This window comes from Chryseobacterium sp. FH2 (assembly GCF_001045455.1).
Classification (GTDB): domain Bacteria; phylum Bacteroidota; class Bacteroidia; order Flavobacteriales; family Weeksellaceae; genus Chryseobacterium.
Map to the genome: position 1 here is coordinate 117878 of NZ_LFNE01000004.1, position 25265 is coordinate 143142.

The following is a 25265-nucleotide window of genomic DNA, read 5'->3' on the forward strand; positions in this document are numbered from 1 at the left end:
TTCTAAACCGTTTAATTTCAAATTTTTTATTTATTTTTATTAAAAAATTCAACACGGATAAAACATTTTTTATTATGTTAATTTTAATTTCTAGACAGTTTCTACTCAAAAATGAAATCTGAAAAAAAGGGATAATGTAAAATTTTATCATGCTAAGAAACGGATAATAAAAAGAAAACTAAAAATGAAAAACCTTAAAATATAAACAATGGGAAAATTTATTATTACCAAAAGATCAAATGATGATTTTCAATTTAATTTAAAAGCAGCTAATGGACAAGTTATTTTGACGAGCCAGGGGTACAATTCAAAATCAGGATGTGAAAACGGAATAGAATCTGTAAAGAAAAACTCTCAAGATGATTCAAAATTTGAAAGGAAAAAAGCTAAAGATGAGCGTTGCTACTTCACCCTAAAAGCTTCAAACGGGCAAATCATCGGAACCAGTCAAATGTACGAATCCGAAAACGGAATGGAAAACGGAATTGAATCTGTACAGAACAATGCTCCTAATGCATCTGTGGAAGATGAAACCAAACCATAATATTATGTAAAATAATTTATAAAAAAAATGCTTCAGATTTTGAGGCATTTTTTATTTTTGTAATCTATTTCCATTGGAATGACAAAAGAAGAACTACTAAACAGAGCCATAAAAATAGCTGATAAAGCACATAAAGGTCAAACAGATAAATACCATACCCCATATATTGCTCATGTTATGCGTGTTATGGAATATGGTAAAACGATAGACGAAAAAATCGTTGGAGTTTTACACGACGTTGTAGAAGATCATCCTGAAAATTTCAGCCTTGATTACTTGAGAGGAGAAGGTTTTCCTGAATACATTATTTTTGCGATTAGCTGTCTGACAAAATTTGATCCTGAGGAAGAATATGATGATTTTGTAAAAAGAACAGAACGCTCCCCTCTTGCTGTTGCCGTAAAACTAAATGATCTACGTGATAATATGGATTTACGAAGAGTAAATCGTGAGCTTACACCAAAAGATATTAAAAGGTTTAATAAGTATTTAAAAGCTTATCATTATTTGATAGAAAAGTATTAAAATAAAAAACACATAATTAATAACCTACCTAAAATTTCATCAGCTTATAAAACTAAGCTGATTTCTTCAATCATATCAATTTCAATATTTTTTGTAATCTATATCATTCTAATTCTAATTTCTCTCCTTTTAATTTTTTTATTAGGTTTTGGAGCTGTAAAAATTCTGTCTTTTAAAGTAAATTATCTTACCGGAATTGTTGCACTAGGATTATTTAGTATAGGAATATTTGTTTTTTATTTTTTAATTAAATTCATTTTTTCAAAAAGTAATTATAATACAACACATTTAGTAGAAATTAACAGACAACATCAACCAGAATTGTTTGCTATTATAGATGAAATTGTAACAGAAACAAATGTGCAACAACCTAAAAAGGTTTTTCTTTCTCCTGATGTCAACGCGAGCGTAAGTTACAATTCTATATTTTGGAGTATGTTTTTACCTGTAAAGAAAAATCTTACTATTGGAATGGGACTAATTAATTCTGTCACTATAGGTGAATTGAAGACCGTTTTGGCTCATGAATTTGGACATTTTTCTGAACGTAGTATGAAAGTTGGAGGATATGTAAATCAGGCGGAAAAAATTATTTTCGATACAGTTTATAATAATAAAAATTATGAAAATTTTTTATTGCACGGCTATGAACATTGGGCTTTTAAATTTTTTGGAATGATCTCTATTGGCTTTATTAATGTATTTCAATATATTTTAAAAAATCTGTCAGATTTCCTTTTTAAAAACCATGCTTCTTTAAGAAGGGAGATGGAGTTCCATGCGGATGCTATCGCAACCTATATTACTAATCCTAAAGAACAGGTTTCTTCTTTATTAAGGCTAGAATTAAGCGAAACAGCTTTCAATAGTTCATTTTTATTTTATACTGATGACGAGCAAAATTATCTTCCTGAGAATTTATATGATAATCAGACTTCAGTAATGAAGATTATTAGTGAAAGAAATAATCATTACTATGAACATGATTTACCAAAAGTAAATTTTGACGATTTAAAACGTTATAATAAAGCTAGAATTGAAATAGAAGATCAGTGGGCATCTCATCCTGAAACTGAAAAGAGAATCGAGATGATTGGGAAGAATAAAACTAAAAATAATCCTGAAAATCATGATCTGGCGAAAAGTATTATTAATGGTTTTAATGAAATTGGTAAGGCTTTAACTAAAAAATTCCTAACACTTCATAATATAAAAAATACAGGTGAGGTGATTGACAATGAAACGTTTATGGAACTTTATCTGATAAAATACCCTAATCAGGTAATGAATATAAATTTTAATGGATATTATGAGAGGCATAATCCCGTTTTAGAAGATGTTGAATCATTAATAAATGAAACTACAGATATTACAAATAATGATTTTTTTAATGATGAGAATGTTTCGCTTATTCATGAGAAAATAGGACTTGAAAATGATATTTATACTTTAAATCATCTTACGGTTAATCCTAAGGTTATAAAAACCTTCAAATTTAATGGAAAACTGTATAAATCAGGAGAAGCTAAAATTCTTATTCCAAAATTTTCGAAAGATTTTATAAACAGATTTTCAAATATTTCTACAATATTGCAGATAGTCAAAATAAAGAAATCCTTAAAAATAAATATAAAAAATTTGCTGTAATTGATAAAGAATATGATGAATTTCAAAACTCAATTAATAAATTCGTAAATCATTTACAGTTTATGAGCTTTCAGTTATCTCATGAGGAAATTCGTAGGTACAGAGCTATATTACTAAGAGAAGAAAAACCTTTTAAACAAAAACTTAATGATTTCATTGAACATTCTAGTTACAGAGAGTTACTAAATGATAAAAACAGGGATATGCTAAAACAGTATCTCAATTCACATTATATTTATTTTAATAATGACAGATATCTGCAAAATGAAGTTGACACTGTGTTTGCTGTAGTAAATGAATATCGAGCTTTAATTAGTAAATCCTATATAGATTTTAAAGAAGAATTGCTTGATTTTCAATTAAAATTAGAAAAGGTATCCTAATCCGCTCCCGGATAATCATATGTTTTTACAGGATGATTTGTTCCGTCGATATTGATATTTAAGGCCAGATAAATAAAATGAAGGTTTTTATTTCCTGCTGCTTCAAATTCTCTCTGCCAAAGGTAGCCTGTTACGATACCGAAATAATCATCAATTTGGTATCCGAAACCTCCATAAACTCTGTTTCTTGCAAAAGTAGGTTTCATGGGGCTTACCAAAAATATTTCATCATAAGCATTTGCGAAGATTGTTCCTTTTTTCACTTCTTTAGTATTTAAAGGAACACTTATATTCAAACGGTAGCGGTAACGCATCCTTTGAGAAGTCTTGTCTGTATTTGGCTCGTAAAACCAGCTTTTTTCGGCACGGAAACGATTTTCGAATTTCACAATCCCTTTTTTTATGTCGATAACGTCCTGAAGCCACACTCTGAATTCTTCTCTGCTAAGATCATGATTTTTGTAGTTTACATATCTTCCCAAACCTACAAATGGCTTATGATTTTTAGTAAGATTATATCCCAATCCCCCTTTTATTTCGTAGTAATCAGGATATGTATAGTCTTCATTTCCGCGCAACTGGCCTTCTGCATAAAGGAAAAATTTTGGATGAAACTTATAGGTAAGAGTCACTGCATTGAAGCTGGAAATATGCTCCTGTGCTTTAAAAAATGTAATACTGAGAAGTAAACTTAAGCTTATAAACAGTTTCATAAAAAATTTTTGCAAAAGTAAATTATTTAATAATTCGGTAATGTTAAGTTTACTTAATATTAATATTATAGGTAACCCCTACATGAAACCATCTATTAGGCATTTGAACAGCAAAGGCTTCCGTATATTTTGTATTTGTCAAATTATTGATTAAAACATACACCGAAAAATCTTTTTTAGCAAAGCTTATTTTTTCATCTAAAAGATTATAGCTTGTTAAATTCAATCGATCGTTATATCTGTAAACAAGTTCATTGGTAAAGTATTCCAGGAATTTTGTTTCTAATTTTGCTACAAACTGATGTTTCAAATTATCTAAGGTATATCTTGAAACAAAGTCTTTAGGTTCTTTAAAATCATTATCCAAATAAGTATAACCTATAGAATATTTCAGCCAATCTGTCAATTGATGATTTACTTCTATTTCCACTCCTTTTATTTCTGTGTCCCCTACATTTTGAGCATACCAGACAGGATCATTTACAGACATTTTTATCCAGTCAATTGAGTTGTTCGAGCTTCTTAAAAATCCACTTACTTTTGCTAAAATATTCTTTGTCTGATATTGATATCCAACTTCTGCATAAACTGCATTTTCAGGTACTAAAAGAGCATTTCCCTGCTCTGTATTACTTGAATAATATAAATCGGTAAAGGTAGGAACCCTGTGGACTTTTGAAATATTTCCGTAGATCTTATTATTATCGTTAAAATTATATCCGACATCTAAACCTGGATAAAAGAAGTTTCCCTCATTAGAATAATTTGCCCAGGAAATTCCCGGAGAAATGTTAAGTTTCTTCTTAAAGAAAGAGAAATAATGTTCAAAGAATACCTGTGATACAAAACGTTCTCTATTACCTAAATTATTACTTGCTAAAAATTCCTTTCTCAGTTCAACACCTAAACCGGTCGTCCCCAATCCCCAGGTATAGCTTGAGTTCACTTCACCACCTACATTGTTCCCGATATGCATATTTCTATAAATTTCAGGCTTTTCACGGTTATATAAATACATATCCTGCCCTCTTCTCCAATATACATTTGAATTCAGTTTAAAGTTTCCGAAGCTCTGTCTGTGAGCCAAACTTATGATGGAAGATTGAAGTTCCTCATACTGCTCGGTTGCCTGTGATGAAGAATAAAATCCGTTTGCACCGAATTTTTTCTCGGAAAAACCTGCCTGTAATCTCAAATCTCCGTTCTTTATTTTCAGCTGGTTTTGATAAAAAATATTACGGATTTCATAATCTGTATTGTGCATATAACCTTGTGACGAGTTGGAATTTACAGTCAGTGAATTTGAAAACTTTTCTCCTCCCAAATTAGCATTTAGACCTAATCCATAGGTTTCGTAATCTCCTGCTTCTGCATTTATCTTCACCTTTTTACCGGGATTAATTTTAGTAATAATATTGATGGCTCCGGCGTAAGCATTTTGTCCAAACCTTCTTGCCGCGGGACCTTTTATCACTTCTATTCTTTCTACATCTTCTAAATCTACAGGAATATTTAAGGAGTTATGTCCTGTTTGGGAGTCATTCATTCTGATTCCGTTAATAAGGAGAAGGACCTGTTCAAAAGAGCTCCCCCTAAAGGAAACATCGCTTTGTACACCATTCGCTCCCCTCCTTCTGATATCCATACCGGCAACCTGCTGAAGCATTTCATCGATACTTTTTGCAGGCGAATTGGCAATTTCTTCCTTCGTGATAACAGTAATATTTTGATTAGCTGCCTTATAAGGTGTGGAAATAAATTTTCCCTGAAATTCAATCGTTTCAATGTCGGTGGATTTTTCCTGAGCCTTCATGAAAAGCATTGATCCAATGAAAAAAACACTTCCTATTTTTTTTATCATACCCCAATTAGTTTATTACCGGTTAGTTTCTTTTTTACAGTTCCAAAAATAGTGGAGTTATATAAGACTAGAAAATGATAATTATCATAAAAAAAGATGCAGGGAAGGCTGCATCTTGTGTGGGAATAACTGTTGAATTTTTATCTTTTTCTCATTAAATGTGTAACTAGATCTCTGAACAATTTTCTCATTTCTATATTACATATTTATGAATACAATTTTAAATAATTTTAAAACATAAAACAATAGGATAAATGAAAAAGATAACAAAAATCATAAAATTTAATATTGACTGTAAATTATATCAATCGGATAATTCATTTTGATTGATATTTATTTAATTTTTAGTACGTTTAACATATTGCCAATGTTAAATTATCAATTTTTTTATTAATTTTTTAAAAAAAATGTTATTGTATTTTACTTAAAATGATTACTAGATTTGTCTATAATTAAATCAGAAAAGATCCGCTAAAAATTCGTAATTTTGTTAGTCTTAAATTTACTATGGCTAATACAACAGAAATAGATATAAAGAAACAGGTTTTTGTTAAAAATGCACATCTTAACAACCTGAAAAACATAGATGTACTCATTCCGAAAAATAAGCTGATTGTTATCACAGGGGTTTCCGGAAGTGGGAAATCTTCTCTTGCTTTTGATACCATTTATGCAGAAGGACAGCGAAGGTACGTTGAAAGTCTGAGTTCTTACGCACGTCAGTTTTTGGGAAAATTAGAAAAACCAAAAGTGGATGATATTAAAGGTTTAGCGCCTTCCATTGCCATTCAGCAGAAAGTAATTTCTTCGAATCCCCGTTCTACCGTAGGAACTTCTACAGAAATTTACGATTATATGAAACTTCTTTTTGCAAGAATCGGGAAAACATTTTCTCCTGTTTCCGGTGAAGAGGTGAAAAAAGACTCGGTTTCTGATGTGGTAGACTTCATTAAAACTTCCAAAAAAGATGCTTCATTTTTGTTGACAGCACCTTTGGAATATGATATTGCCAATTTCGGTGAGAATCTCAATGTTCTGAAACTAGCCGGTTTTACAAGGTTGGAAATCAATGGAAATGTAGCAGGAATTGAGGATTTGGAAAGTTTTGGATTTATTCCTGAAAAAGGAATGACTATCAATTTGGTTATAGACCGTTTTGCTTATGAAGAAGATGAAAGTTTCCTTCAGCGTTTGGCAGATTCTATTCAAATGGCTTTTTATGAAGGCCGTGGATATTGTTCTCTAAAGAATATTGAAACGGAAAAAGTAAAAGAATTTTCAAATAAATTTGAGCTTGACGGAATTGAATTTCTTGAACCAAACGTTCATTTCTTTAGCTTTAATAATCCTTACGGAGCCTGCCCGACCTGTGAAGGGTACGGAAAAGTAATAGGAATTGATGAAGATTTGGTAATTCCTAATAAGACTTTATCAATTTTCGAAGATGCAGTCGCTTCATGGAGAGGTGAAAGTATGAGCGAATGGAAAAAAGATTTCATTAAAAAAGCAAAAGATTTCCCTATTCATAAGCCTTACCATCAATTAACCAAAGAGCAGAAAAAATACCTTTGGAAAGGTGACGGAAAAAGTACATTCCCATCAATTGATAATTTCTTCAAAATGCTTGAAGAAAATTTATACAAAATCCAATACAGAGTGATGCTTTCCAGATACCGAGGAAAAACGCTTTGCCCTACCTGTGAAGGTTTGAGACTGCGTGAAGAAACGACCTGGGTGAAAATTGACGGACATAATATTCAGTCAATGATTGAGCTTCCGTTGGATGAGCTTTTCCCTTTGATTAATAATTTAAAACTATCTGAACATGACCAGGAGGTTGCAAAAAGGTTATTATATGAAATCACAACCCGTCTGGAATTTTTATTAAAAGTTGGGTTAGGATATTTAACTCTGAACAGAACTTCAAATACACTTTCAGGAGGAGAAAGCCAGAGAATTAATCTCGCCACGAGCTTAGGAAGTTCTTTGGTAGGTTCTATATATATATTAGACGAGCCGTCAATCGGTCTTCATTCAAGAGACACAGAAAATTTAATTGAAGTTTTAAAAAATCTTCGTGACCTTGGAAATACTGTCATTGTGGTAGAACATGATGAAGATGTGATGAAAGCTGCAGATTATATTATTGATATTGGTCCGGAAGCGGGTTATCTGGGAGGTGAATTAGTTTTCGCAGGAGATTATAAAGAATTAAAAGATGCAGATACCCTAACTTCAAAATATCTGACAGGAAGATTAGAAATTGAAGTTCCTGCAAAACGCAGAAAAGGCAAAGAATGGATTCATATAAAAGGTGCACGTCAAAACAATCTTAAAAACATTGATGTAGATGTACCTTTGGAAAGCCTTGTCGTGATTTCCGGAGTTTCCGGGAGTGGAAAATCTACTTTGATGAAAGAAATTCTGACAAACGACATTCAGATTCAATTAGGGATGGGTGGTAAAAAAGGAGATTATGATTCTGTGGAATTTCCGAAAAAACTGATTAAACATATCGAATTAATCGATCAGAATCCCATCGGAAAATCTTCCCGTTCCAATCCTGTGACTTATCTGAAAGCTTATGATGACATCAGAGATTTGTTTTCTAAACAAAAGATTGCGAAAATGATGGGTTACAAGCCCAAGCACTTCTCTTTCAATGTAGACGGAGGAAGATGTGACGAATGTAAGGGAGAAGGCGTTATCAATGTTTCGATGCAGTTCATGGCAGATATTGAGCTTGAATGTGAAGTCTGTAAAGGAACACGTTTTAAAAACGAAATTCTTGAAGTAAAATATGACGAAAAAAACATTTCGGATATCCTTCACATGACCGTAGATGAAGCATTGGCATTTTTCAAAGATAATAATGAAGACAAAATTGTAACTAAGCTGAAGCCCTTACAGGATGTCGGGTTGGGATATTTGCAATTAGGACAAAGCTCTTCTACCCTTTCCGGAGGTGAAGCTCAGCGTGTGAAGTTGGCTTCATTCTTGGTAAAAGGTGTAACGACAGATAAAACTTTATTTATTTTTGATGAACCTTCTACAGGGCTGCATTTCCATGATATTCAAAAATTATTAAAGTCATTACAGGCATTGATTGATTTAGGACATTCCGTTATTGTTATTGAGCATCAGCCGGATATTATAAAATCTGCTGATTATATTATCGACATTGGCCCGGAAGCAGGAAAACATGGTGGTGAAGTTGTTTTTACCGGAACACCGGAAGATTTATCAAAAAATAAAAAATCCCATACAGCAAAGTATATTAAAGAAAAGCTGGAGAATTAAAATAGCAAGAGAGTCAAAAAATGACTCTCTCTTTTATTAAATCATTAAGGTGATTTAAGATGTTAAGCGTCCTATTCCTAAAATTCTAAATATTATACAAAAAAGGACTTTTCCCGAGAAAGGTTTTATCATCAATCTGAGAAATTAAAAATTCGGCTAAGTCTGTTGCAGAAATAGTTTCTCCTTTACAATCTTCAAGATTTGTTTCGGTTTTAAAACTTTCAGAAGTGAGATGAATTAAAGGAAGCCTTACCAAAGTCCAGTCTAGGTTACTTTCTGTAAAAAGATCATATTCTTTCTGTTTGTCATTTGTAGTTTCGGGATAGTTTTGGTACATCCAGTCGGTTGCCATTTTTACCTTTTCATTTTTATTATCAAAAGGAGTGTTTACACTTAGACCGGTTGTAACAATATATCTTTTAATTCCATAAAAATTCATTGCTTTAATGATATTTTCAGCAGCATCACTGAAGATTGATTTCTCTCCTTTTGGCTGCCCCAAAGTGCTTATCACGATATTACAATCCTTAATGAGTTTCTCAACTGAATCATAATCTCTTGCATCTCCTTTTACAATTTCAATTAAAGGATTTTCAAAAGTAAAACTCTCGGGAGATCTAAGTAATAATTTAACGGGATAGCTTTTATCTAAAAGATTTTGAACAAGATATTTTCCGGATTTTCCTGTTCCGCCGATTACGGCTATTGTATTTGTTTTCATAATAGTTCTCTTTATTATTGATTGGGAAAAAGTAAAAAAGCACATAAGTATATTGTTTTTTTTACGCTTTCGTTTATGATAATAGGTTAACAGAGGTACAGCAACTTTGAACCTTTAAGTTTCAAGCTTTAGAATTTGCCTGAATGTGGGTAATATTTATAAAGAGATTTTAATAGAACAAAATTATCTATTTTTTTATAAACTACAAACAGTATCCTATTTATAGTTTTCCAAAATGCTAACCTTTATCCTGATAACAAAAGGCTGTTAATTTTTCTTATTTTTAAAATCAAAAAATATAACATTCTTATAAATTAAACCATGAAATACAAATTTCTTCCCCTTTTAGCGATTTTGTTATTTTTAATTAATTGTTCAGTGAAGAAAGATATAGGCTCAACCAATATTTATGAAGTGAAGCTGGATACTTTAACCATGTTTGACAAAGCCAGAGGCCGGAAAATTCCGGTTGCATTTTTCAGTCCGAAAACAGAAAAGAAAATCCCGGGTCAGCAGGTTGTAATTTTCAGTCATGGATATGGGGCAAATCATGGTGGAGATTATTTAATTTATTCTTATTTAACAGAAAACTTAGCATCAAAAGGATATTTTGTAGTAAGTATTCAACATGAACTGCCTACTGATGCATTGATTCCTATGGAAGGAAAACCACAAACTGTAAGAATGCCTTTTTGGGAGCGGGGTGTTGAAAATATTTTATTTGTTTTAAAGGAAATAAAAAAATCAAAACCCGAACTTGATTATAGGCACCTGACTTTAATCGGACATTCTAACGGTGGCGATATGACCGCTTTATTTGCCAATAAATATCCAAATTTAATTTATAAAATTATTACAATGGATAACAGAAGAATGTATCTTCCCAAGACGGCAATTCCAAAGATTTATACTTTAAGATCAAATGATTATCCTGCAGATGAAGGGGTTTTGCCCAATGAAGCCGAGCAGGAAAAGTTTAACATTACCATTCAATTTACAAATATCAATCATGGAACAATGGATGATAAAGGGAATGATGAAGAAAGAAAAACACTGAATTCTTTTATTGAAGGGTATTTGAATGAAAAATAAGCTCAACAACTTATCCACAAAAAAATGTGGATAAGTTGTTAATTTTAACATTAAATTTATATATCGTATTAAAATTATTACTACATTTACTATGTAATAATTACTGAGGTGGAAATATATTTTGCTTTTTTCAGTTTTGAAATTGCAATTAAATTTATAAAAATTTAAGCACAGCATTGTCGGCTGTGCTTTTTATTGTTGTCTAATTAAAAAAAATGAGATGTATTATCTACTGAATCCGTTCCTAAAGAACGGATTCTTTTATTCTATATCATATTTCAATTAATTTTTACAGATAAATTAATAACTTTATGGAAATTATGGCCTCATAGTTCAATGGATAGAATAGAAGTTTCCTAAACTTTAGATCCAAGTTCGATTCTTGGTGAGGCTATTTTTAATGTTTTTACATCTAATCAACGTATTTTGTAGGTAAATGCGGATACAGTTCTTTCAAAGGAATAATAATTCCACGTTTGGAAATTTCACATTGGGGATATTTATTTTGAAATAATTTAAATTTTATTTCAATAGGTTCGGTATCTACTTCATTAAGTTTTCTAAATGCATTCAAGATTTCATTAGGATTAAAACTATACTGAATACCATATTTCTTCTTCTTTCCCCAATCTATGTAAATAGTTCTTGGAATATTTCGCATTCTTGATACTTCATTATCTTCTGGAATATCTATTGCTTCGTCACTATAAGAATTTGCATAAACATCTTTTAGTACATCGCCATCTTCCATCTCAGCTTTGAAAGTCCAATTATATTCATTTTCAAGTAAGTCTGAAAAGTCGATGATATTTTGGATGCCTTTATAATCATTGTATTTATGACCCTAAAGATTTTTTGTAAACCAACATGTCTATACTTCCAATAGTTTCTTCGGCCTGAAAATTTTCTATAAGTTGAAACTTAGAATTTTTATCTTCAAGTTGACCTATTTTTAATAGAATTTTCCCTCTTGACTGTATTTCCAATCGTAAAGTAGATGCCATTTCAATGTTTTTTACCCAATCTTTCATCTTTAAATAGGAAAGTTTGGTGGTCAACAAGTAAAATTTTCGTTCATCTATTGAGAAATATTTTAAACTTAAAGAATCCGGTAAAAGTTCCTTTTGGGTTCTGAAGTAGATAGAATCCCTGCTCTTAGAACTCATAAGTTCTTTTGAGTCATAATCAATATAGATTGTAGAATGATTAAAATTATTGTAAAAAACAGCGTCTACAACCTTAATAATATTTAAACCTGTTTTTGAAGAATTTTCTGATATACTGTGAATTTCTGCATTCCAATATATTTTATCCTGTTCTTTATTTTTAATTCTGGCTTCAGAATTGATAATGATCAGGAGCACCAAAACTGCCGCTAGAAAAATATTAATATAATCTATTTTTGTTCTTTTCATAATCATTTAGTGTTGATAAGCTTTTCCTAAAGCGGATAAATAAGATAATGCCGCAAATATGATAATAGCAACCATTAAAATAAAAAAGGAAAAATATCTGAATGCTTTTTTATTTGCTAAATCTTTGCTGAAAACGGATATTAAAACTGAAATAACAGGAACTGTAAAACACAGAAAAATCAGCATTAGCTCTCCGTCAACAGGCATAAAATCAATATAATCAAGAAAGATAAGCAGCGTTGCTTCTATGCAAAACAGAAGGAAAACAGTAATAAACGGATTGTTTTTCATTAATAAATCGTATTCAAATCTTTATAAAAAATATGATTTTTTTTCGAATAATAAATTTTTTCTGTTATTTTCCCAAATTTAGAGGTTTTCATATCTTGGCATTAAAATTCAGATATTACTATGAAAATTAAATGTCTATTAGTAGCGGTATTGCTTTTCCCGTTTGGAAAGATTACTGCACAGGAAATTAAAAAATATCTTTATAAGGGAACGATTGATAAATTTCCTGTTACCATGTATCTTATAGAAGAAATTTCAGGATGCCCTACTACAAGTTACAGGGGAATGTATAAATATGATAACGTGAGCAATTGGCTTTACCTTGAAATAGCTGACGATGAAGAGAATCGTATGGTAATGGTAGAAGGCGGAATTACAGGAATTATCAGTGTTAAAAAAACAAATGATATTCTTAAAGGGTATTGGATTTCCCCGGATGGAAACAAAAAACTAAATGTGAATCTTAAAAAAATCCCGACAAACAGTAAAGTAATTCAATCGTATGATGAAAAGTACGACCAGGTAAATTATGAAATGAATGATTGTTAAGTCTTTAAAATTTATATTATAATAAGCTTCATGAAAAAAATAATAGTAAGCATTACGCTTATTTCTTTATTATATTCTTGTAAAAAAGAAGAAAAAACAGCAGAAATAACGTCTAAAAATAATGAGACTGCGAGTATTAAAATCAATTTTAATCTGCCTCCCGTTTATCTCGATTCATTAAAATCTGAAAAGGAAATTTTAAATCATCTCCAACAAAGAAAAAAGGAAATCATAAAATTGCTGGAAAATTCTTCTTCTCCTGAAGAAAATGATCTGATCTATGAAAACTACAGAAAAGAAAATGATTCTGCTTTGGTTTTGTTAGAAGGCAAACAAGCCGGATTATTAGAAAAATTCTATGAATTTTATGACTATAATCCCGAAACTGAAAAATCAATTTTAAAAATCCCTGAATCAGAAAAAGAGACTGTACGCTCTTATGGGCAGAGTGGAATAGAATTTTGGGATATAGGTGAAGCTATCACAGAACTTCGCATGTTTCCTGATTTTTATTCTAAAATATTTAACGGAAAACTGACTCCGGATTATCAAAGATATCTGGGATTTGTCTCAGAGGAGAATAAAGTATTATTTGTTTCAGATGCTTCTATTTCAATCCCCTGGAGTGATGTGGCGAAACGTGTCCTTGCTCGTGAAAGTTTTTTAAATGATTTTCCTGCTTCAAAGTTAGATAAAAAAGTACAAGGTGAATTGCAGGAATATCGGGCAGCCTATCTTTTAGGATATGACAATACTCCGACTCAAAATGATGGCGGTGGTTTTACAGCTGAAAATTTAAAGGAATTTCAAAGGTTTCTCAAAGAAAATCCCAAAAGTGAGACTTCAGCAATTATAAAGACAATGCTCGCCATGCCTAAGGATCGATATGAGATGTATAGATTTGTCAATCATAAACTTGGCTTGCCTTATGAGGAATAGAATCTAATTAAAAGACAATCTGTAATGCAAGGGAGTAGTATTCGTTTTCTTTTTAAATAATTTATTAAATGACTGAGAATGCTCAAAACCCAGATAATATGCGACTTCTGAAACCGATAAGTTAGTTGTCGTAAGGTATTCTTTTGCCTTCTCAATTAGCTTTTCATGAATGTGTTGTTGGGCATTCTGACCTGTCAGATTTCGAAGCATATCACTTAAATAATGTGGGGACAGATTCATTTGTGAAGCCATAAATTCCACTGTGGGAAGGCCTTTCGTTAAGGTTTCCTGTTGGTTGAAGTAGTCTTCTAAAATTCGTTCCATTTTGGAAAGAAGATCATGATTTATGGTTTTTCGGGTGATAAACTGCCTTTTATAAAAACGATTGCTGTAATTCAGCAAAACCTCAATATAAGATATGATAACATCTTGACTTACTTCATCAATTGATGTGTTTAATTCTCCATCAATATTGTTTAGCAAACCAACAATCAGTGTTTTTTCTTTGTCAGATAAATGCAGGGCTTCATTCGTATCATAAGAAAAGAAACCATACTTTTTGATGTTTTTGGCTAAAGGATAATTTCTGATAAAATCAGGGTGAATAAATAATGTGTAACCATAATACTCAGCATCTTCATCGGTTGAAATAATCTGATTGGGAGATGTAAACATCATTCCTCCTTCATTAAAATCATAATATCCCTGTCCGTAACCCATCTTTCCGTTTTCAGAAAATTTGTAAGAAATTTTATAAAACCCCAAATGAAAACTTTTGTAAAGAAATTCTTTATTGATACTCATTTTGCTGTTATCAACCAAGCTAATCAACGGATGCAACGGTTTGGGAAGCTGCAAAATGGCATGCAATTCCGAAACAGAAGAAATTTTAGTTGGAGAGTCTTTCTTTTCCATATTATAAAGGTAGGTAATTTTAGAAAATTGCACAGCCCAATAAAAAACCGTGCAATTTATTCCTGGTTAAAATCAGATAAATTGTTTTCCAAACTCTTCTCTGAAAGCCTCAGCACCTTTCTCTATACGTTGGGCATACAAAGCTTTTGCATCTTCTCCGGCAACGTATCTCAATTGCTTTTTACCGTCCGTTGCAGCTTCATATACTACTTCAGCGATTAATTCCGGTTCAGAAGCACCTGCCATCATCGTTTCAGTGTTTGAAAACATTGCTTTTACCATTTCATCATATTCAGGACTTGTTGCCATGTCCAAAGAACGGCTGATAAAATCTGTCTTGATACCTCCCGGAGAAACAGTTTTCACATCTACTCCGAATTTGTTTAATTCATAAGCCAAACTTTCGCTCCATCCTTCCAATGCCCATTTTGTGGCATGATAAGCAGAGCCTAAGGGAAAAGCGATCAATCCGCCGATAGAAGTTGTAGTAATAAACATTCCTCTTTTTCTCTCTCTGAAATAAGGGATAAATTCTTTTGTCACACGAATTACGCCCAATAAATTAGTATCCAGTTGTCTTAAAATCTGATCATCATTCAAAGCTTCCAAAGGACCAATCAAACCATAACCCGCATTATTAAAAACTAAGTCGATATCACTGATTTCTAAAGCATTTTTTACTGTCGTCTGAATTTGCTCTAAATTTGTAACGTCTAATGGAAGAAGCGTTATGTTTTCAACTTGTGTAAGTTCTGTTTCAGATTCCGGATTTCTCATCGTTGCAATTACGTTCCATCCTCTGCTTTGAAATAATTTTGCGGCAGCTTTTCCTAATCCTGTAGATGCGCCTGTTATGAAAATTGTTTTCATTTTTTTATTTATTTAATTTTTACATGACAAAGTTGCGACTTCACAGAAAGACTAAAGTTGCCAAAACGGATTATGATGTAGCCAAAATGAAAACATATAAAAAAGCTACTCACTAAGAGGCCTATAATCTTTGTGCCACTGGCATGAATCGCTTTTTTGTCATTTCCAAATAATCTTAGAATCTTCAACAGGAAATTCTCTTAATACTTTTTCTTTTCGTCAAAAAATTTTTTGTTGTATTCTTGATAAGAGATTAGCATTATCTTCGACAGGCCGGACTAATATAGAAGCTTCTTTTCTTCCAGTATTTATTTTCTAAAATCAATATAAAAACCGGCGAATAAGGCTCGCCGGTTTGAAAAAAACAAAAATTGATATGGATATGATTAGATATGTGTTTTTATTTTTTGATAATTTTTTGAGTTACTGTCTTTTGATTATCAAACTGGATTTTAACTAAATATGTTCCCTCAGGGAAATCGTTTAAATCAATGGTTTTGTTATTTCCCTCTCCTATTTTTCGACCTGATACACTGTAAATTTCATACTTTTCAATTTTATCGGAAGTCTGAATATTTACAATTCCGGTGGTTGGGTTCGGATAAACTGCAAGATTATTTTTGTGAATTTCAGCCGTAGACAGCACAGTCGGGGAAATATTAACGGTATAATCTTCTACCTGGCCGATAAACCAGCCTGTAGGGCAAGGTAAATTTTCCAAGGTTCCCATCCATGAATTTGATTCATAAGCTTTTACTATTCTGAAACGTGTCTCTCCCAACATTGCTGTAGAAGGGATTATAATATTTCCTGAAACCATTCCGGATTCTGTATTGGAAACCGGATCAGAATTGTCTAAATACCCCAAATTAAAGGTTTCATCTGCTTCAAAAATATTATTATGGTTAAAATCAATATACGCATAAGCAGAAACCGTTGACTGGCCGTGGGTTCCGCCTGTAACATTGATGGGATATGAATTTCCTCTGTTTACACTAAAAATTGTACTTGTAAAGTCTTCTATTGTAGAAGAATTTCCATCGATATTACTGTCTTTTGTAATTCCTGCAAATTCTACTTTGCTGATTTCACTTACAGTAAGCGTTGTGATACCTTCATCACCACAATATGGAGCAGGAAAAACAGTATTATTTCCTAAAATATTAACAGAATAATCTTCCGCCTGTCCGGATCTTAAGCTCTGACAGGCGCTTGCTATAGAATTGGGAGCATTCGGATCTGAATATGCTGCTGTATTGGTATTCTTAAGAACTCTCATTCTTGTCATTCCGGAAATTGCATTAGCCGGAATGGTGATATTACTCGTAATTGTATATGCATTTGCAGGATTTGCAGGAGCAAGGCGACCAATATAAAAGCTCTCACCAGCATCATCGAAACTGCCATTTTTATTAAAATCAATAAATACCACAACATCACTGGGGAAAGTACTTGAAGGACCTTTCACAGAGATACTTAAACTACTTCCAGCCTGTATATCAGCCGATATCCCTGTAAAATTTTCGTAAACAGGTGTAGAACCAGACTGAAACGGAGATGTATTGTTTATACTTCCAAATGCAATATTGGTAATCATATTACTGTCTGCCCCATATTGAAACGTTGGAATACAGTACGGGTTTTGTGCAAAAGCAGCAACAGAAACGCTAATGGCAAAAAGTAGAGATAATTTTTTCATTTATACTTCATTTTTATTGATTACAAATTTATATTTATTTAGAATTAATAAAAATAATAATACCAATGACATTTATCAGGTAATGGAAATTTCCTGAAAACCTTTATCTGAACCAAAAATTTAAATATAAAAATAAAGCTACCGGTAAAGTAGCTTTTATACATGAGATTGATTCTATAAACAAAACATTCAGATTAAATTCAAAATATTCTGTATTTTTATTATTTTAATAATTAAATCATTTGAAGCTAAAATCAAATTACTTAATAAACCCGGGTCAGCTGATCTAGTTTTTTAAGTAAAGCGGGAATCCTGAAACTCCCGTGCATTTGCTCAATTTTTGGTTTAATTTCATCTACGTCAGCACCTTTTGCCGTAAGAAATAGTGGTGTTTTACTTTCACCTCTTAAAATAACTCTTCTTTGAGAATCAGGAGTAGTAAATTCATTTTTGGCAAGTCCAATAACGGGATACTTTTTATCCAACGCTTCATAAAGATAGCCGCCTAATCCTATCTTTCCTTCATCATTCAGTGTCACATAGCCGTCAATAATGATGATATCGTTTTCTTTTAAATTAATTTTTTCTAATAAACTTAAAATACAGGGTAATTCTCTTTTGTAGAAAGCACCACTCTCATAGCTGGAAGCAACGGAAGTCTTTTCACTGAAAATTTCGTTTTCATTTTCGGAAGTCCAATCTTCAAAAGCTATGCAGATTGTATTGGCATAATCATCATAATAATATGTATCAAAAGCGTAAATCATTCTTCAGTTCATTATTGAAAAAATACACCAAAATGCCACAAAATTCCTGATGGATCATGTACAAAACATTCTTTTCCCCAAGGCATTGTACGTACGGGTGTCAATCTCACACCTTCATATTTTTCAGTGAGATTTAAGGATAAAAGCATTTCCCAAAATTCCTCCAGATTTTCAACTTCAATGAAAAGCATGGTATTGTCAATCCAGTCTTTTACATAAGCATCCTGAAGATAAAAAGCAACTTCCTGCCATGTAAACAGAGATAATTTGGGTTCCAGAGCTATTTCTTCAAACCCTAAATCTTTGTAAAAATTACGGCTGGTTTCAAAGTTTTCCGAGCCAATAAACGGGCGCAGTGATTTTATATTTTGCTTCATAGATGTATGTTTAATTTTTCATTGAATAAAAGCCTATAATATACTATATATCATATATTTAAAGTATTTTTGATATTACTTTTTATCAACAATAATTCTTGCTGGTCTGTTTGCAATTTCCCAAGCTGTGGTGAAGATAAGCTGCGTTCTTTTTTCAAGCAAATTATAATCGATTTTCTCTACATCATCTGTAGGTTTATGATAATCTTCGTGGATTCCGTCAAAGAAAAATGCTACGGGAACATTATTTTTGGCAAAATTATAGTGATCTGACCTGTAATATAACCTTTCAGTATCGTTCGGATCATCATATCTGTAATTCAACTCAAGATTGTTCGTTTTTTTGTTGGCAGCCTCGTTGATTACTTTTAATTCTGAACTTAACATTTCAGACCCAATCACATAAACGTACTGTTTCCCTCTGTTTTCCGGATCATCACGGCCAATCATGTCAATATTTAAATCGACCACCGTGTTTGCAAGCGGAAATACAGGATTATCCGTATAATATTCAGAGCCAAACAAACCATGTTCTTCACCTGTTACGTGAAGGAACAAAATTGATCTTTTAGGCCCTTTTCCTTCTTTTTTTGCACTTTGAAAAGCCTTAGCGATCTCCATTACCGCCACAGTACCGCTTCCGTCATCATCCGCACCATTGTAAACCACTCCATTTCTGGTTCCCACATGATCGTAATGAGCTGATACTACCACAATTTCTTCAGGTTTTTCGCTTCCTTCAATAAAGGCTAAAATATTTTCAGAATCAGGAAGATTGCCACCGCCTCTTTTTTTCATAAAATCAGCAGGAACTTTTTGATAATAGGAACCTAAAGCCTTTGGAAAAGAAATTCCAAGATTTTTATAGTAATTAACCATATACTCTCCTGCTTTTTTTTGCCCCGGACTTCCTGTGTCCCTCCCTTCCATTTCGTCAGAAGCAATTACATACAAGTTTTTCTTTAAATCATCCGCTTTAATAGACTTATATGCAGAAAGAAAAGCTCTATCACCTTTTATATTTTGAGCAACAGAATTCTGTACTGTTTTTTCATCGTTAGAAATGTTGGCTGTTCCACAGCTTACCATAACGGCAGCAGAAAATAGCGGGATAAGTATTTTATTCATTTTTAAAATAATTTGATTTAAAAATAACAATTTTTATTTAATCTCTGACAGATGAGAAATTTTATTATATTTGATATAAATGCAAAGGATATGGAAAAAATTTACGGATTTAATCATTATACTTTCTTCACTGAAATGGCAGAGCTTGCTTCAAAATATAATAGTTTTGACTTGTCTCTCGGCTTACCCGATTTTGAAATTGATCCCCGTTTAAGATATTATCTAAAAGAATCCGCAGATATCTTAAGTCATAGTTATGAATCACTTGCAGGAAACCCTTTGCTGATAGAAAACATTGTCAGGTTTAATGCTAAAAGAAAAAACAGCTTAAAAATAAAACAGGCAGAAGTAAATATTGTTCCATGCTCTACTTTTGCTTTATATACCTCTCTTACATCTATTTTAAATCAAGGGGATGAAGTGATCATTATTGAACCTTCATATTATACTTATGCCCCGTCAATTTGCCTGAATGGAGGCATTCCTGTATATTGTGACGTTGATAAAGATTTTAATATAAACCGGGAAAATCTTCAAAATTGTATTTCTGAAAAAACTAAAGCAATTATTATCAATTCTCCACAAAATCCAACAGGTAAAATGTGGACTGAATCTGAATGGAATATGCTATATGAATTAATAAAAGATCGCGAAATTTATCTTATTTCAGAAGAGATCTATGATATTTACTGTTATGATGAAATCGAGCATTACAGTTCGTTTCATCATCCCGAACTCAAAAAAAGGACTTTCTGTATTTTTTCTTTTGGGAAAATGTTTCATGCAACAGGCTGGAAAGTCAGTTATTTGCTTGCTTCTGAGGAGCTTTTGAAAAACTTCAGGGCACATCAGCAATATATTTCTTTCAGTGCCAATTCGCCGGCTCAGTATGCTATTGCTAAGTATCTGGAAGTTTTTGATGCGCAGGAGAATAAAAAAATCATGGAAAATAAAAGGAATATTTTCTGTGAATTGATTAAAGAAACTCCATTGGTAGTCGAGTATAAGTCAGAGGGTGCTTTCTTTCAGGTTGTTAACTTTAGAAATGTTTCTAAAACAATGAGTGATATAGAATTCTCAAGATGGCTTACGATTGACAAAAAAGTATCTTGTCTTCCGCTTTCTGCTTTTTATAATTCTAAAAATAATTCGGATTATATAAGGTTTAGTTTTGCTAAAAAAGATGAACTGATTATTCAGGCTTTGGAACATTTAAGAAGAGTTTTATAGTTGTTTATCCTGCAGCAGATTACAGATTTTCACAGATGATTATATTTAGACCAAAAGCACCGCAAAATTGCGGTGCTTTCATATTTCTAAATTGGATTTAAAGAGCTAAAACCCTCACATCAATTCTTCTGTTTTTTGCTTTACACTCATCAGTGTCATTTGCTTCACACACGGGATATTGCGAGCCATAACCTTCTGCCTCTATCCTGTCTCCTGCAATTCCCATTTCAAGCAGTTTAAGTTTTGCTGTCTGAGCTCTTAAATTGGAAAGTTTTTGATTGCCTTCATCGTTTCCTGTATTGTCTGTGTAACCTCCTAATTTCAATTTCAAACCGGGATAAGCATTCATAAGTTCTGCTAAATTTATTAACTGGACTTCCGAACCGGGCTTCAAATCACTGGATCCTGTCTGGAAATAAAGGTTTTCAATCGTAAACCATTTATTGGGATCTAAAACGGATTGATCTTTTTGTTTAATTGCAGTATACATTCCAAACAGTTGGCTTCCCTGGCCTAAAGAAATTTTCTTTCCGCCTTTTAATTGTATTTCTTCAATATTTCCTGTTTCATATACAAAATCACCATCTTCATTCAAATGCCCTTTAATTTCTGTCGGAATTGAAGAGACTGCATTGGCCCCCGAAACAGAATGTACACCGGTTATTCCTGTTAATGCTTCAATTTTAGCCTGTCTGTTAGATTCAATTTTATCTTTATGCAGAACCGCCAAAGTAGGGGCAATAACCAGTGAAACAATGGACATTAATTTAATTAAAATATTCATCGAAGGTCCTGAAGTATCTTTAAATGGATCTCCAACGGTGTCTCCCGTTACGGAAGCTTTATGAGGTTCAGAACCTTTATAATACATTTGCCCATTGATTTCAACTCCTTTTTCGAAAGATTTTTTAGCATTATCCCAAGCTCCGCCTGCGTTATTTTGAAACATTCCCATTAAAACACCACAAACTGTAGCTCCTGCTAAAAATCCTCCTAAAACTTCAGGACCAAAAATAAATCCAATCAAAAGTGGCGAAACAATAGCAATCGCACCCGGGAGCATCATTTTTCTGATAGAAGCATCGGTAGAAATCGCAACACATTTTTCATATTCAGGCTGGGCTTTTCCTTCTAAAATTCCCGGAATTTCACGGAACTGGCTGCGGACTTCCTCTACCATTGCCATAGCTGCTTGTCCTACCGCAGTAATTGCCAAAGATGAAAAGATAAAAGGGATCATTCCGCCTACGAACAGTCCGGCCAGCACATCGGCTCTGTAAATATCAATTCCATCAATCCCTGCAATTCCTACGAATGCAGCGAATAATGCCAATGCTGTCAGCGCTGCCGAAGCGATTGCAAAGCCTTTTCCTGTAGCGGCGGTAGTATTTCCTACAGCATCTAAGATATCTGTTTTTTCGCGTACTTCCTTGGGTAATTCACTCATTTCGGCAATACCTCCGGCATTGTCTGCAATCGGTCCGAAAGCATCAATTGCCAATTGCATTGCTGTAGTTGCCATCATTCCTGCTGCTGCAATTGCAACACCGTAAAGCCCTGCGCATAAGTAAGAGCCATAGATTCCGCCGGCTAAAACAAGAATTGGAAGTAAAGTTGATTCCATACCTACGGAAAGTCCGCCGATAATATTCGTCGCATGCCCAGTCGAAGATTGTCTTACGATACTCGAAACAGGCCTTTTACCCATCGCAGTATAGTATTCTGTAATAATACTCATTAAAGTACCCACTACCAGACCTACCATGATTGCTCCAAAAACCCCCATTTTAGTAAATTCATGACCTCTCAAGACCATTTTTTCAGGTAAAATGTAAGTAACCAGGAAATAGGAAGCAATTGCTGTAATGACAATACTTCCCCAATTCCCCAGATTTAAGGCATTTTGAACACTCGAGGTTGATGAGCTGTCATTGTCATTAATTCTTACAAATAAAGTACCTATCATTGAAAAAATAATTCCTGTTCCTGCAATCAGCATCGGTAAAAGAATAGGCGCAAATCCACCAAAGGAATCCTCAGAAATCGTTTCTCTTCCTAAAACCATTGTCGCTAAAACAGTTGCCACATAAGAACCGAATAAATCGGCTCCCATTCCTGCCACATCACCTACATTATCACCTACGTTGTCCGCAATTGTTGCTGGATTTCTAGGATCATCTTCCGGAATTCCGGCTTCCACTTTCCCAACCAAATCGGCTCCCACATCTGCCGCTTTTGTGTAGATCCCTCCTCCCACTCTTGCAAAAAGAGCGATCGATTCTGCTCCCAAAGAAAACCCTGTAAGGATTTCAATTGTTCTTTCCATTTCGTGGGAATCTACGGTAGAATCTGGTGCAAAGATTTGTTTTATCACCAAAAATAAAGTTCCCAACCCTAAAACAGCTAATCCAGCAACTCCCATCCCCATGACAGAACCTCCTGTGAATGAGACTTTAAGCGCTTTTGAAAGTGATGTTCTTGCCGCTTCTGCTGTTCTTACGTTGGCTTTTGTAGCAATTTTCATCCCGATAAAGCCTGCCAAAGCCGAAAATATTGCCCCAACTACAAATGCAAGCCCTATGCTCCAGTGAGAATTGACATTGCTCATCCCCATTACAGCTAATAAAATGGCTACAACTACTACGAAATAGGTTAAAATCTTGTACTCGGCTTTTAGAAAGGCCATCGCACCGTCAGCAATATGTCCGCTGATAATCTTCATTTTTTCATTTCCGGCGTTTTGCTTACTTACCCAATTGCTCTGAATAAATGTGTAAAGTAAAGCAATTACCCCAAAAATTGGTACTAACATAAATAGGTTCATAGTTTAATATTTTTTTGGTAATAGAAAATTAAATATAATGAATAATTCTCATGAAATTGTCTAAAAATATTTATAACCATTTAAAAATAAATGTTTAAACGCTTAACCAAATCTTTACCATTATTTGCTTAGTACTATAATTTCTTGCAATAAAAAAAAGGATAAATGAAAACTCATTTATCCTTTTTTATATTATTAAAACAGAGAATTTTATCCTCCGAATTTGTTAGCATAATCTTCCTGAGAAGCTTTGATTACTTTTTTAGCATGTTCAGCTCCGTACACTTCCTGGATTCTACATTTTGCAGGCTCGTCCGGTAAGTTTTTATACGTCAAGAAATAGTGCATTAATCGTTTCACTTCAGCTTCAGGCAATTCTGAAATATCTCTGAAATGTCCGAAAGCGTGGTCACCAATCATTACTGCTACGATTTTATCATCAGCTTCACCTCCATCGATCATTTTAAAACCTCCGATTGGAATAGCTTTCATCAATAAACCTCCGGAATGGATATTATGAGAACTCAAAACACAGATATCAAGCGGATCATGATCTCCCATAGTAACGTCTGTAGCTCCTCTTTCGACTGCTAAATTCATTACAGCTGTATCACAGTACGTTCTTGGAACGAAACCATATAATGCAGGAATAATGTTTGAAAACTTTTGAGGTCTGTCAACCATTAAAAAACCTGTTTCTTTATCTACTTCATATTTGATAGTATCAGAAGGAACGATTTCCACGAATACGTTTACAACATTTGGCGCATCTTCTCCTGCAGAAATTCCGTGCCATGGATGTGCTTTAAAATTTGGAATCATTTATATATTTATTTTTTTTTACGTTTATTATGCTACTATTAAAATTTCTCTTCTCAAATCCTCTATCGTCGCCGAAATATAATCATCATCATTCATATAATTTACGATAAAAATAGTTTTAAACTCTTCAAGATTGGCATTACTCCCTAACCCTTCATATGTTTTGTGAAGCAGGTCTATCAAAGCCAATTTAGAATCAATAATATTTTGCCATGAATTTTTTCCCAGGTAAAGCTGTTGAGAAGAGTTATATTCAAACTCCTCGTTGATTGTTTTCTCGGTAAGAAAAATGAATTCATGGATGGCTAAATCTTTATCAAATCTCTGAATAAGGTTGGAAGGCTTGATTCTTTCCAGAAAGAGAGTCATTCTTTCATAAGCCTGTGCTTTATTCTCAGAATTTGACTTTACGGAAAGAAGTTTAATTTCCTGATTTTTAAGATTAATGTAAGAATGTACGAACTGTCTCAGCAAAACCAAAAAGGGTATTGCGATAATTAATGCAAAAGCATACGGTAGGTATTCTGAAAAACTAGCCATAATTGAGGTTGCAAAATTACTAATAATTTGGTACTTTTTGAAGAAGTTTTTAGCAATTCTTCTTTTTTAAACTTTAAATTTAATTTTTTACTTTAAAAATGCTCTTCAATACA

The 25265-nt window shown here is 32.9% G+C and carries 24 protein-coding genes and 1 tRNA gene; 10 read left to right on the forward strand and 15 right to left on the reverse strand.

Going from position 1 to position 25265, the window contains the following annotated elements:
• Positions 1-208: 208 nt before the first annotated feature.
• The 4 genes from ACM39_RS07735 to ACM39_RS19420 all read left to right on the forward strand — a co-directional run bounded on the left by ACM39_RS07735 (position 209) and on the right by ACM39_RS19420 (position 3099).
• Positions 209-544 carry a YegP family protein gene (locus ACM39_RS07735; RefSeq protein ID WP_048510467.1) on the forward strand — a complete coding sequence of 112 codons (336 nt, stop codon included), beginning with the start codon at positions 209-211 and terminating at the stop codon, positions 542-544.
• A gap of 78 nt (positions 545-622) precedes the next feature.
• On the forward strand, positions 623-1069 hold the full coding sequence (locus ACM39_RS07740) for a phosphohydrolase (RefSeq protein ID WP_048510468.1): 447 nt from the start codon (positions 623-625) through the stop codon (positions 1067-1069).
• Between the two features lie 321 nt (positions 1070-1390).
• On the forward strand, positions 1391-2716 hold the full coding sequence (locus ACM39_RS07745; RefSeq protein WP_228377076.1) for a M48 family metallopeptidase: 1326 nt from the start codon (positions 1391-1393) through the stop codon (positions 2714-2716).
• A 62-nt stretch (positions 2717-2778) separates the two neighbouring features.
• The gene (locus ACM39_RS19420) at positions 2779-3099 is read left to right on the forward strand and encodes a hypothetical protein (RefSeq protein WP_228377077.1); all 321 of its coding nucleotides are present in this window, start codon (positions 2779-2781) and stop codon (positions 3097-3099) included.
• Here ACM39_RS19420 and ACM39_RS07750 read toward each other — a convergent pair.
• Together ACM39_RS07750 and ACM39_RS07755 are read right to left on the reverse strand one after the other, a co-directional pair.
• Positions 3096-3812, reverse strand: a complete 717-nt coding sequence (locus ACM39_RS07750) for a DUF2490 domain-containing protein (RefSeq protein WP_048510469.1) — start codon at positions 3810-3812, stop codon at positions 3096-3098. The two genes, ACM39_RS19420 and ACM39_RS07750, sit on opposite strands and share 4 nt — an antisense overlap.
• 49 nt (positions 3813-3861) lie before the next feature.
• Complete coding sequence (locus ACM39_RS07755) at positions 3862-5673, reverse strand: TonB-dependent receptor plug domain-containing protein (protein WP_048510470.1); 1812 nt, start codon at positions 5671-5673, stop codon at positions 3862-3864.
• A gap of 507 nt (positions 5674-6180) precedes the next feature.
• On the opposite strand from ACM39_RS07755, the gene uvrA reads away from it, so the two are divergent.
• The gene (gene uvrA / locus ACM39_RS07760; RefSeq protein WP_048510471.1) at positions 6181-8973 is read left to right on the forward strand and encodes an excinuclease ABC subunit UvrA; all 2793 of its coding nucleotides are present in this window, start codon (positions 6181-6183) and stop codon (positions 8971-8973) included.
• Between the two features lie 85 nt (positions 8974-9058).
• Here uvrA and ACM39_RS07765 read toward each other — a convergent pair whose 3' ends face one another.
• Positions 9059-9694: an NAD(P)-dependent oxidoreductase gene (locus tag ACM39_RS07765; protein WP_048510472.1), complete on the reverse strand. Its 636-nt coding sequence runs from the start codon at positions 9692-9694 to the stop codon at positions 9059-9061.
• Positions 9695-10072: 378 nt separating this feature from the next.
• On the opposite strand from ACM39_RS07765, the gene ACM39_RS07770 reads away from it, so the two are divergent.
• The gene (locus tag ACM39_RS07770) at positions 10073-10786 is read left to right on the forward strand and encodes an alpha/beta hydrolase family protein (protein ID WP_048510705.1); all 714 of its coding nucleotides are present in this window, start codon (positions 10073-10075) and stop codon (positions 10784-10786) included.
• A 322-nt stretch (positions 10787-11108) separates the two neighbouring features.
• Positions 11109-11180: transfer RNA gene (locus ACM39_RS07775), tRNA-Arg, on the forward strand.
• A gap of 18 nt (positions 11181-11198) precedes the next feature.
• Here the strand turns inward: ACM39_RS07775 and ACM39_RS19425 are convergent.
• The 3 genes from ACM39_RS19425 to ACM39_RS07790 all read right to left on the reverse strand — a co-directional run bounded on the left by ACM39_RS19425 (position 11199) and on the right by ACM39_RS07790 (position 12492).
• Positions 11199-11537, reverse strand: a complete 339-nt coding sequence (locus ACM39_RS19425) for a hypothetical protein (RefSeq protein WP_048510473.1) — start codon at positions 11535-11537, stop codon at positions 11199-11201.
• An 85-nt stretch (positions 11538-11622) separates the two neighbouring features.
• Positions 11623-12201 carry a hypothetical protein gene (locus ACM39_RS19430; protein ID WP_228377078.1) on the reverse strand — a complete coding sequence of 193 codons (579 nt, stop codon included), beginning with the start codon at positions 12199-12201 and terminating at the stop codon, positions 11623-11625.
• A gap of 6 nt (positions 12202-12207) precedes the next feature.
• Complete coding sequence (locus tag ACM39_RS07790) at positions 12208-12492, reverse strand: hypothetical protein (protein ID WP_048510475.1); 285 nt, start codon at positions 12490-12492, stop codon at positions 12208-12210.
• 120 nt (positions 12493-12612) lie between these two features.
• On the opposite strand from ACM39_RS07790, the gene ACM39_RS07795 reads away from it, so the two are divergent.
• A complete protein-coding gene (locus tag ACM39_RS07795) occupies positions 12613-13041 on the forward strand; it encodes a hypothetical protein (protein WP_053073307.1) in 429 nt (142 codons plus the stop codon).
• Positions 13042-13071: 30 nt separating this feature from the next.
• Entirely contained in the window at positions 13072-13980 is a 909-nt protein-coding gene (locus ACM39_RS07800) for a hypothetical protein (protein ID WP_048510476.1), read from the forward strand.
• A 3-nt stretch (positions 13981-13983) separates the two neighbouring features.
• Here the strand turns inward: ACM39_RS07800 and ACM39_RS07805 are convergent, their stop codons facing one another.
• From ACM39_RS07805 to ACM39_RS07830, 6 genes are all read right to left on the reverse strand, one after another.
• Positions 13984-14895 carry a helix-turn-helix domain-containing protein gene (locus tag ACM39_RS07805; RefSeq protein ID WP_048510477.1) on the reverse strand — a complete coding sequence of 304 codons (912 nt, stop codon included), beginning with the start codon at positions 14893-14895 and terminating at the stop codon, positions 13984-13986.
• Positions 14896-14967: 72 nt separating this feature from the next.
• Positions 14968-15765, reverse strand: a complete 798-nt coding sequence (locus ACM39_RS07810) for an SDR family oxidoreductase (protein ID WP_048510478.1) — start codon at positions 15763-15765, stop codon at positions 14968-14970.
• A gap of 400 nt (positions 15766-16165) precedes the next feature.
• Positions 16166-17464 carry a GEVED domain-containing protein gene (locus ACM39_RS07815; RefSeq protein ID WP_048510479.1) on the reverse strand — a complete coding sequence of 433 codons (1299 nt, stop codon included), beginning with the start codon at positions 17462-17464 and terminating at the stop codon, positions 16166-16168.
• A 263-nt stretch (positions 17465-17727) separates the two neighbouring features.
• Positions 17728-18231 carry an endonuclease V gene (locus tag ACM39_RS07820; protein WP_048510480.1) on the reverse strand — a complete coding sequence of 168 codons (504 nt, stop codon included), beginning with the start codon at positions 18229-18231 and terminating at the stop codon, positions 17728-17730.
• Between the two features lie 11 nt (positions 18232-18242).
• Entirely contained in the window at positions 18243-18608 is a 366-nt protein-coding gene (locus ACM39_RS07825; RefSeq protein ID WP_048510481.1) for a glyoxalase, read from the reverse strand.
• 75 nt (positions 18609-18683) lie between these two features.
• Complete coding sequence (locus ACM39_RS07830) at positions 18684-19736, reverse strand: M28 family metallopeptidase (protein ID WP_048510482.1); 1053 nt, start codon at positions 19734-19736, stop codon at positions 18684-18686.
• A 90-nt stretch (positions 19737-19826) separates the two neighbouring features.
• On the opposite strand from ACM39_RS07830, the gene ACM39_RS07835 reads away from it, so the two are divergent.
• Positions 19827-20966 carry an aminotransferase class I/II-fold pyridoxal phosphate-dependent enzyme gene (locus ACM39_RS07835; RefSeq protein ID WP_048510707.1) on the forward strand — a complete coding sequence of 380 codons (1140 nt, stop codon included), beginning with the start codon at positions 19827-19829 and terminating at the stop codon, positions 20964-20966.
• Between the two features lie 97 nt (positions 20967-21063).
• Here the strand turns inward: ACM39_RS07835 and ACM39_RS07840 are convergent, their stop codons facing one another.
• The 3 genes from ACM39_RS07840 to ACM39_RS07850 form a co-directional block, all read right to left on the reverse strand.
• On the reverse strand, positions 21064-23790 hold the full coding sequence (locus tag ACM39_RS07840) for a sodium-translocating pyrophosphatase (protein WP_048510483.1): 2727 nt from the start codon (positions 23788-23790) through the stop codon (positions 21064-21066).
• 210 nt (positions 23791-24000) lie between these two features.
• Positions 24001-24612 carry an inorganic pyrophosphatase gene (locus tag ACM39_RS07845; RefSeq protein WP_048510484.1) on the reverse strand — a complete coding sequence of 204 codons (612 nt, stop codon included), beginning with the start codon at positions 24610-24612 and terminating at the stop codon, positions 24001-24003.
• Between the two features lie 27 nt (positions 24613-24639).
• The gene (locus tag ACM39_RS07850; RefSeq protein WP_048510485.1) at positions 24640-25152 is read right to left on the reverse strand and encodes a hypothetical protein; all 513 of its coding nucleotides are present in this window, start codon (positions 25150-25152) and stop codon (positions 24640-24642) included.
• Between the last annotated feature and the right edge of the window lie 113 nt (positions 25153-25265).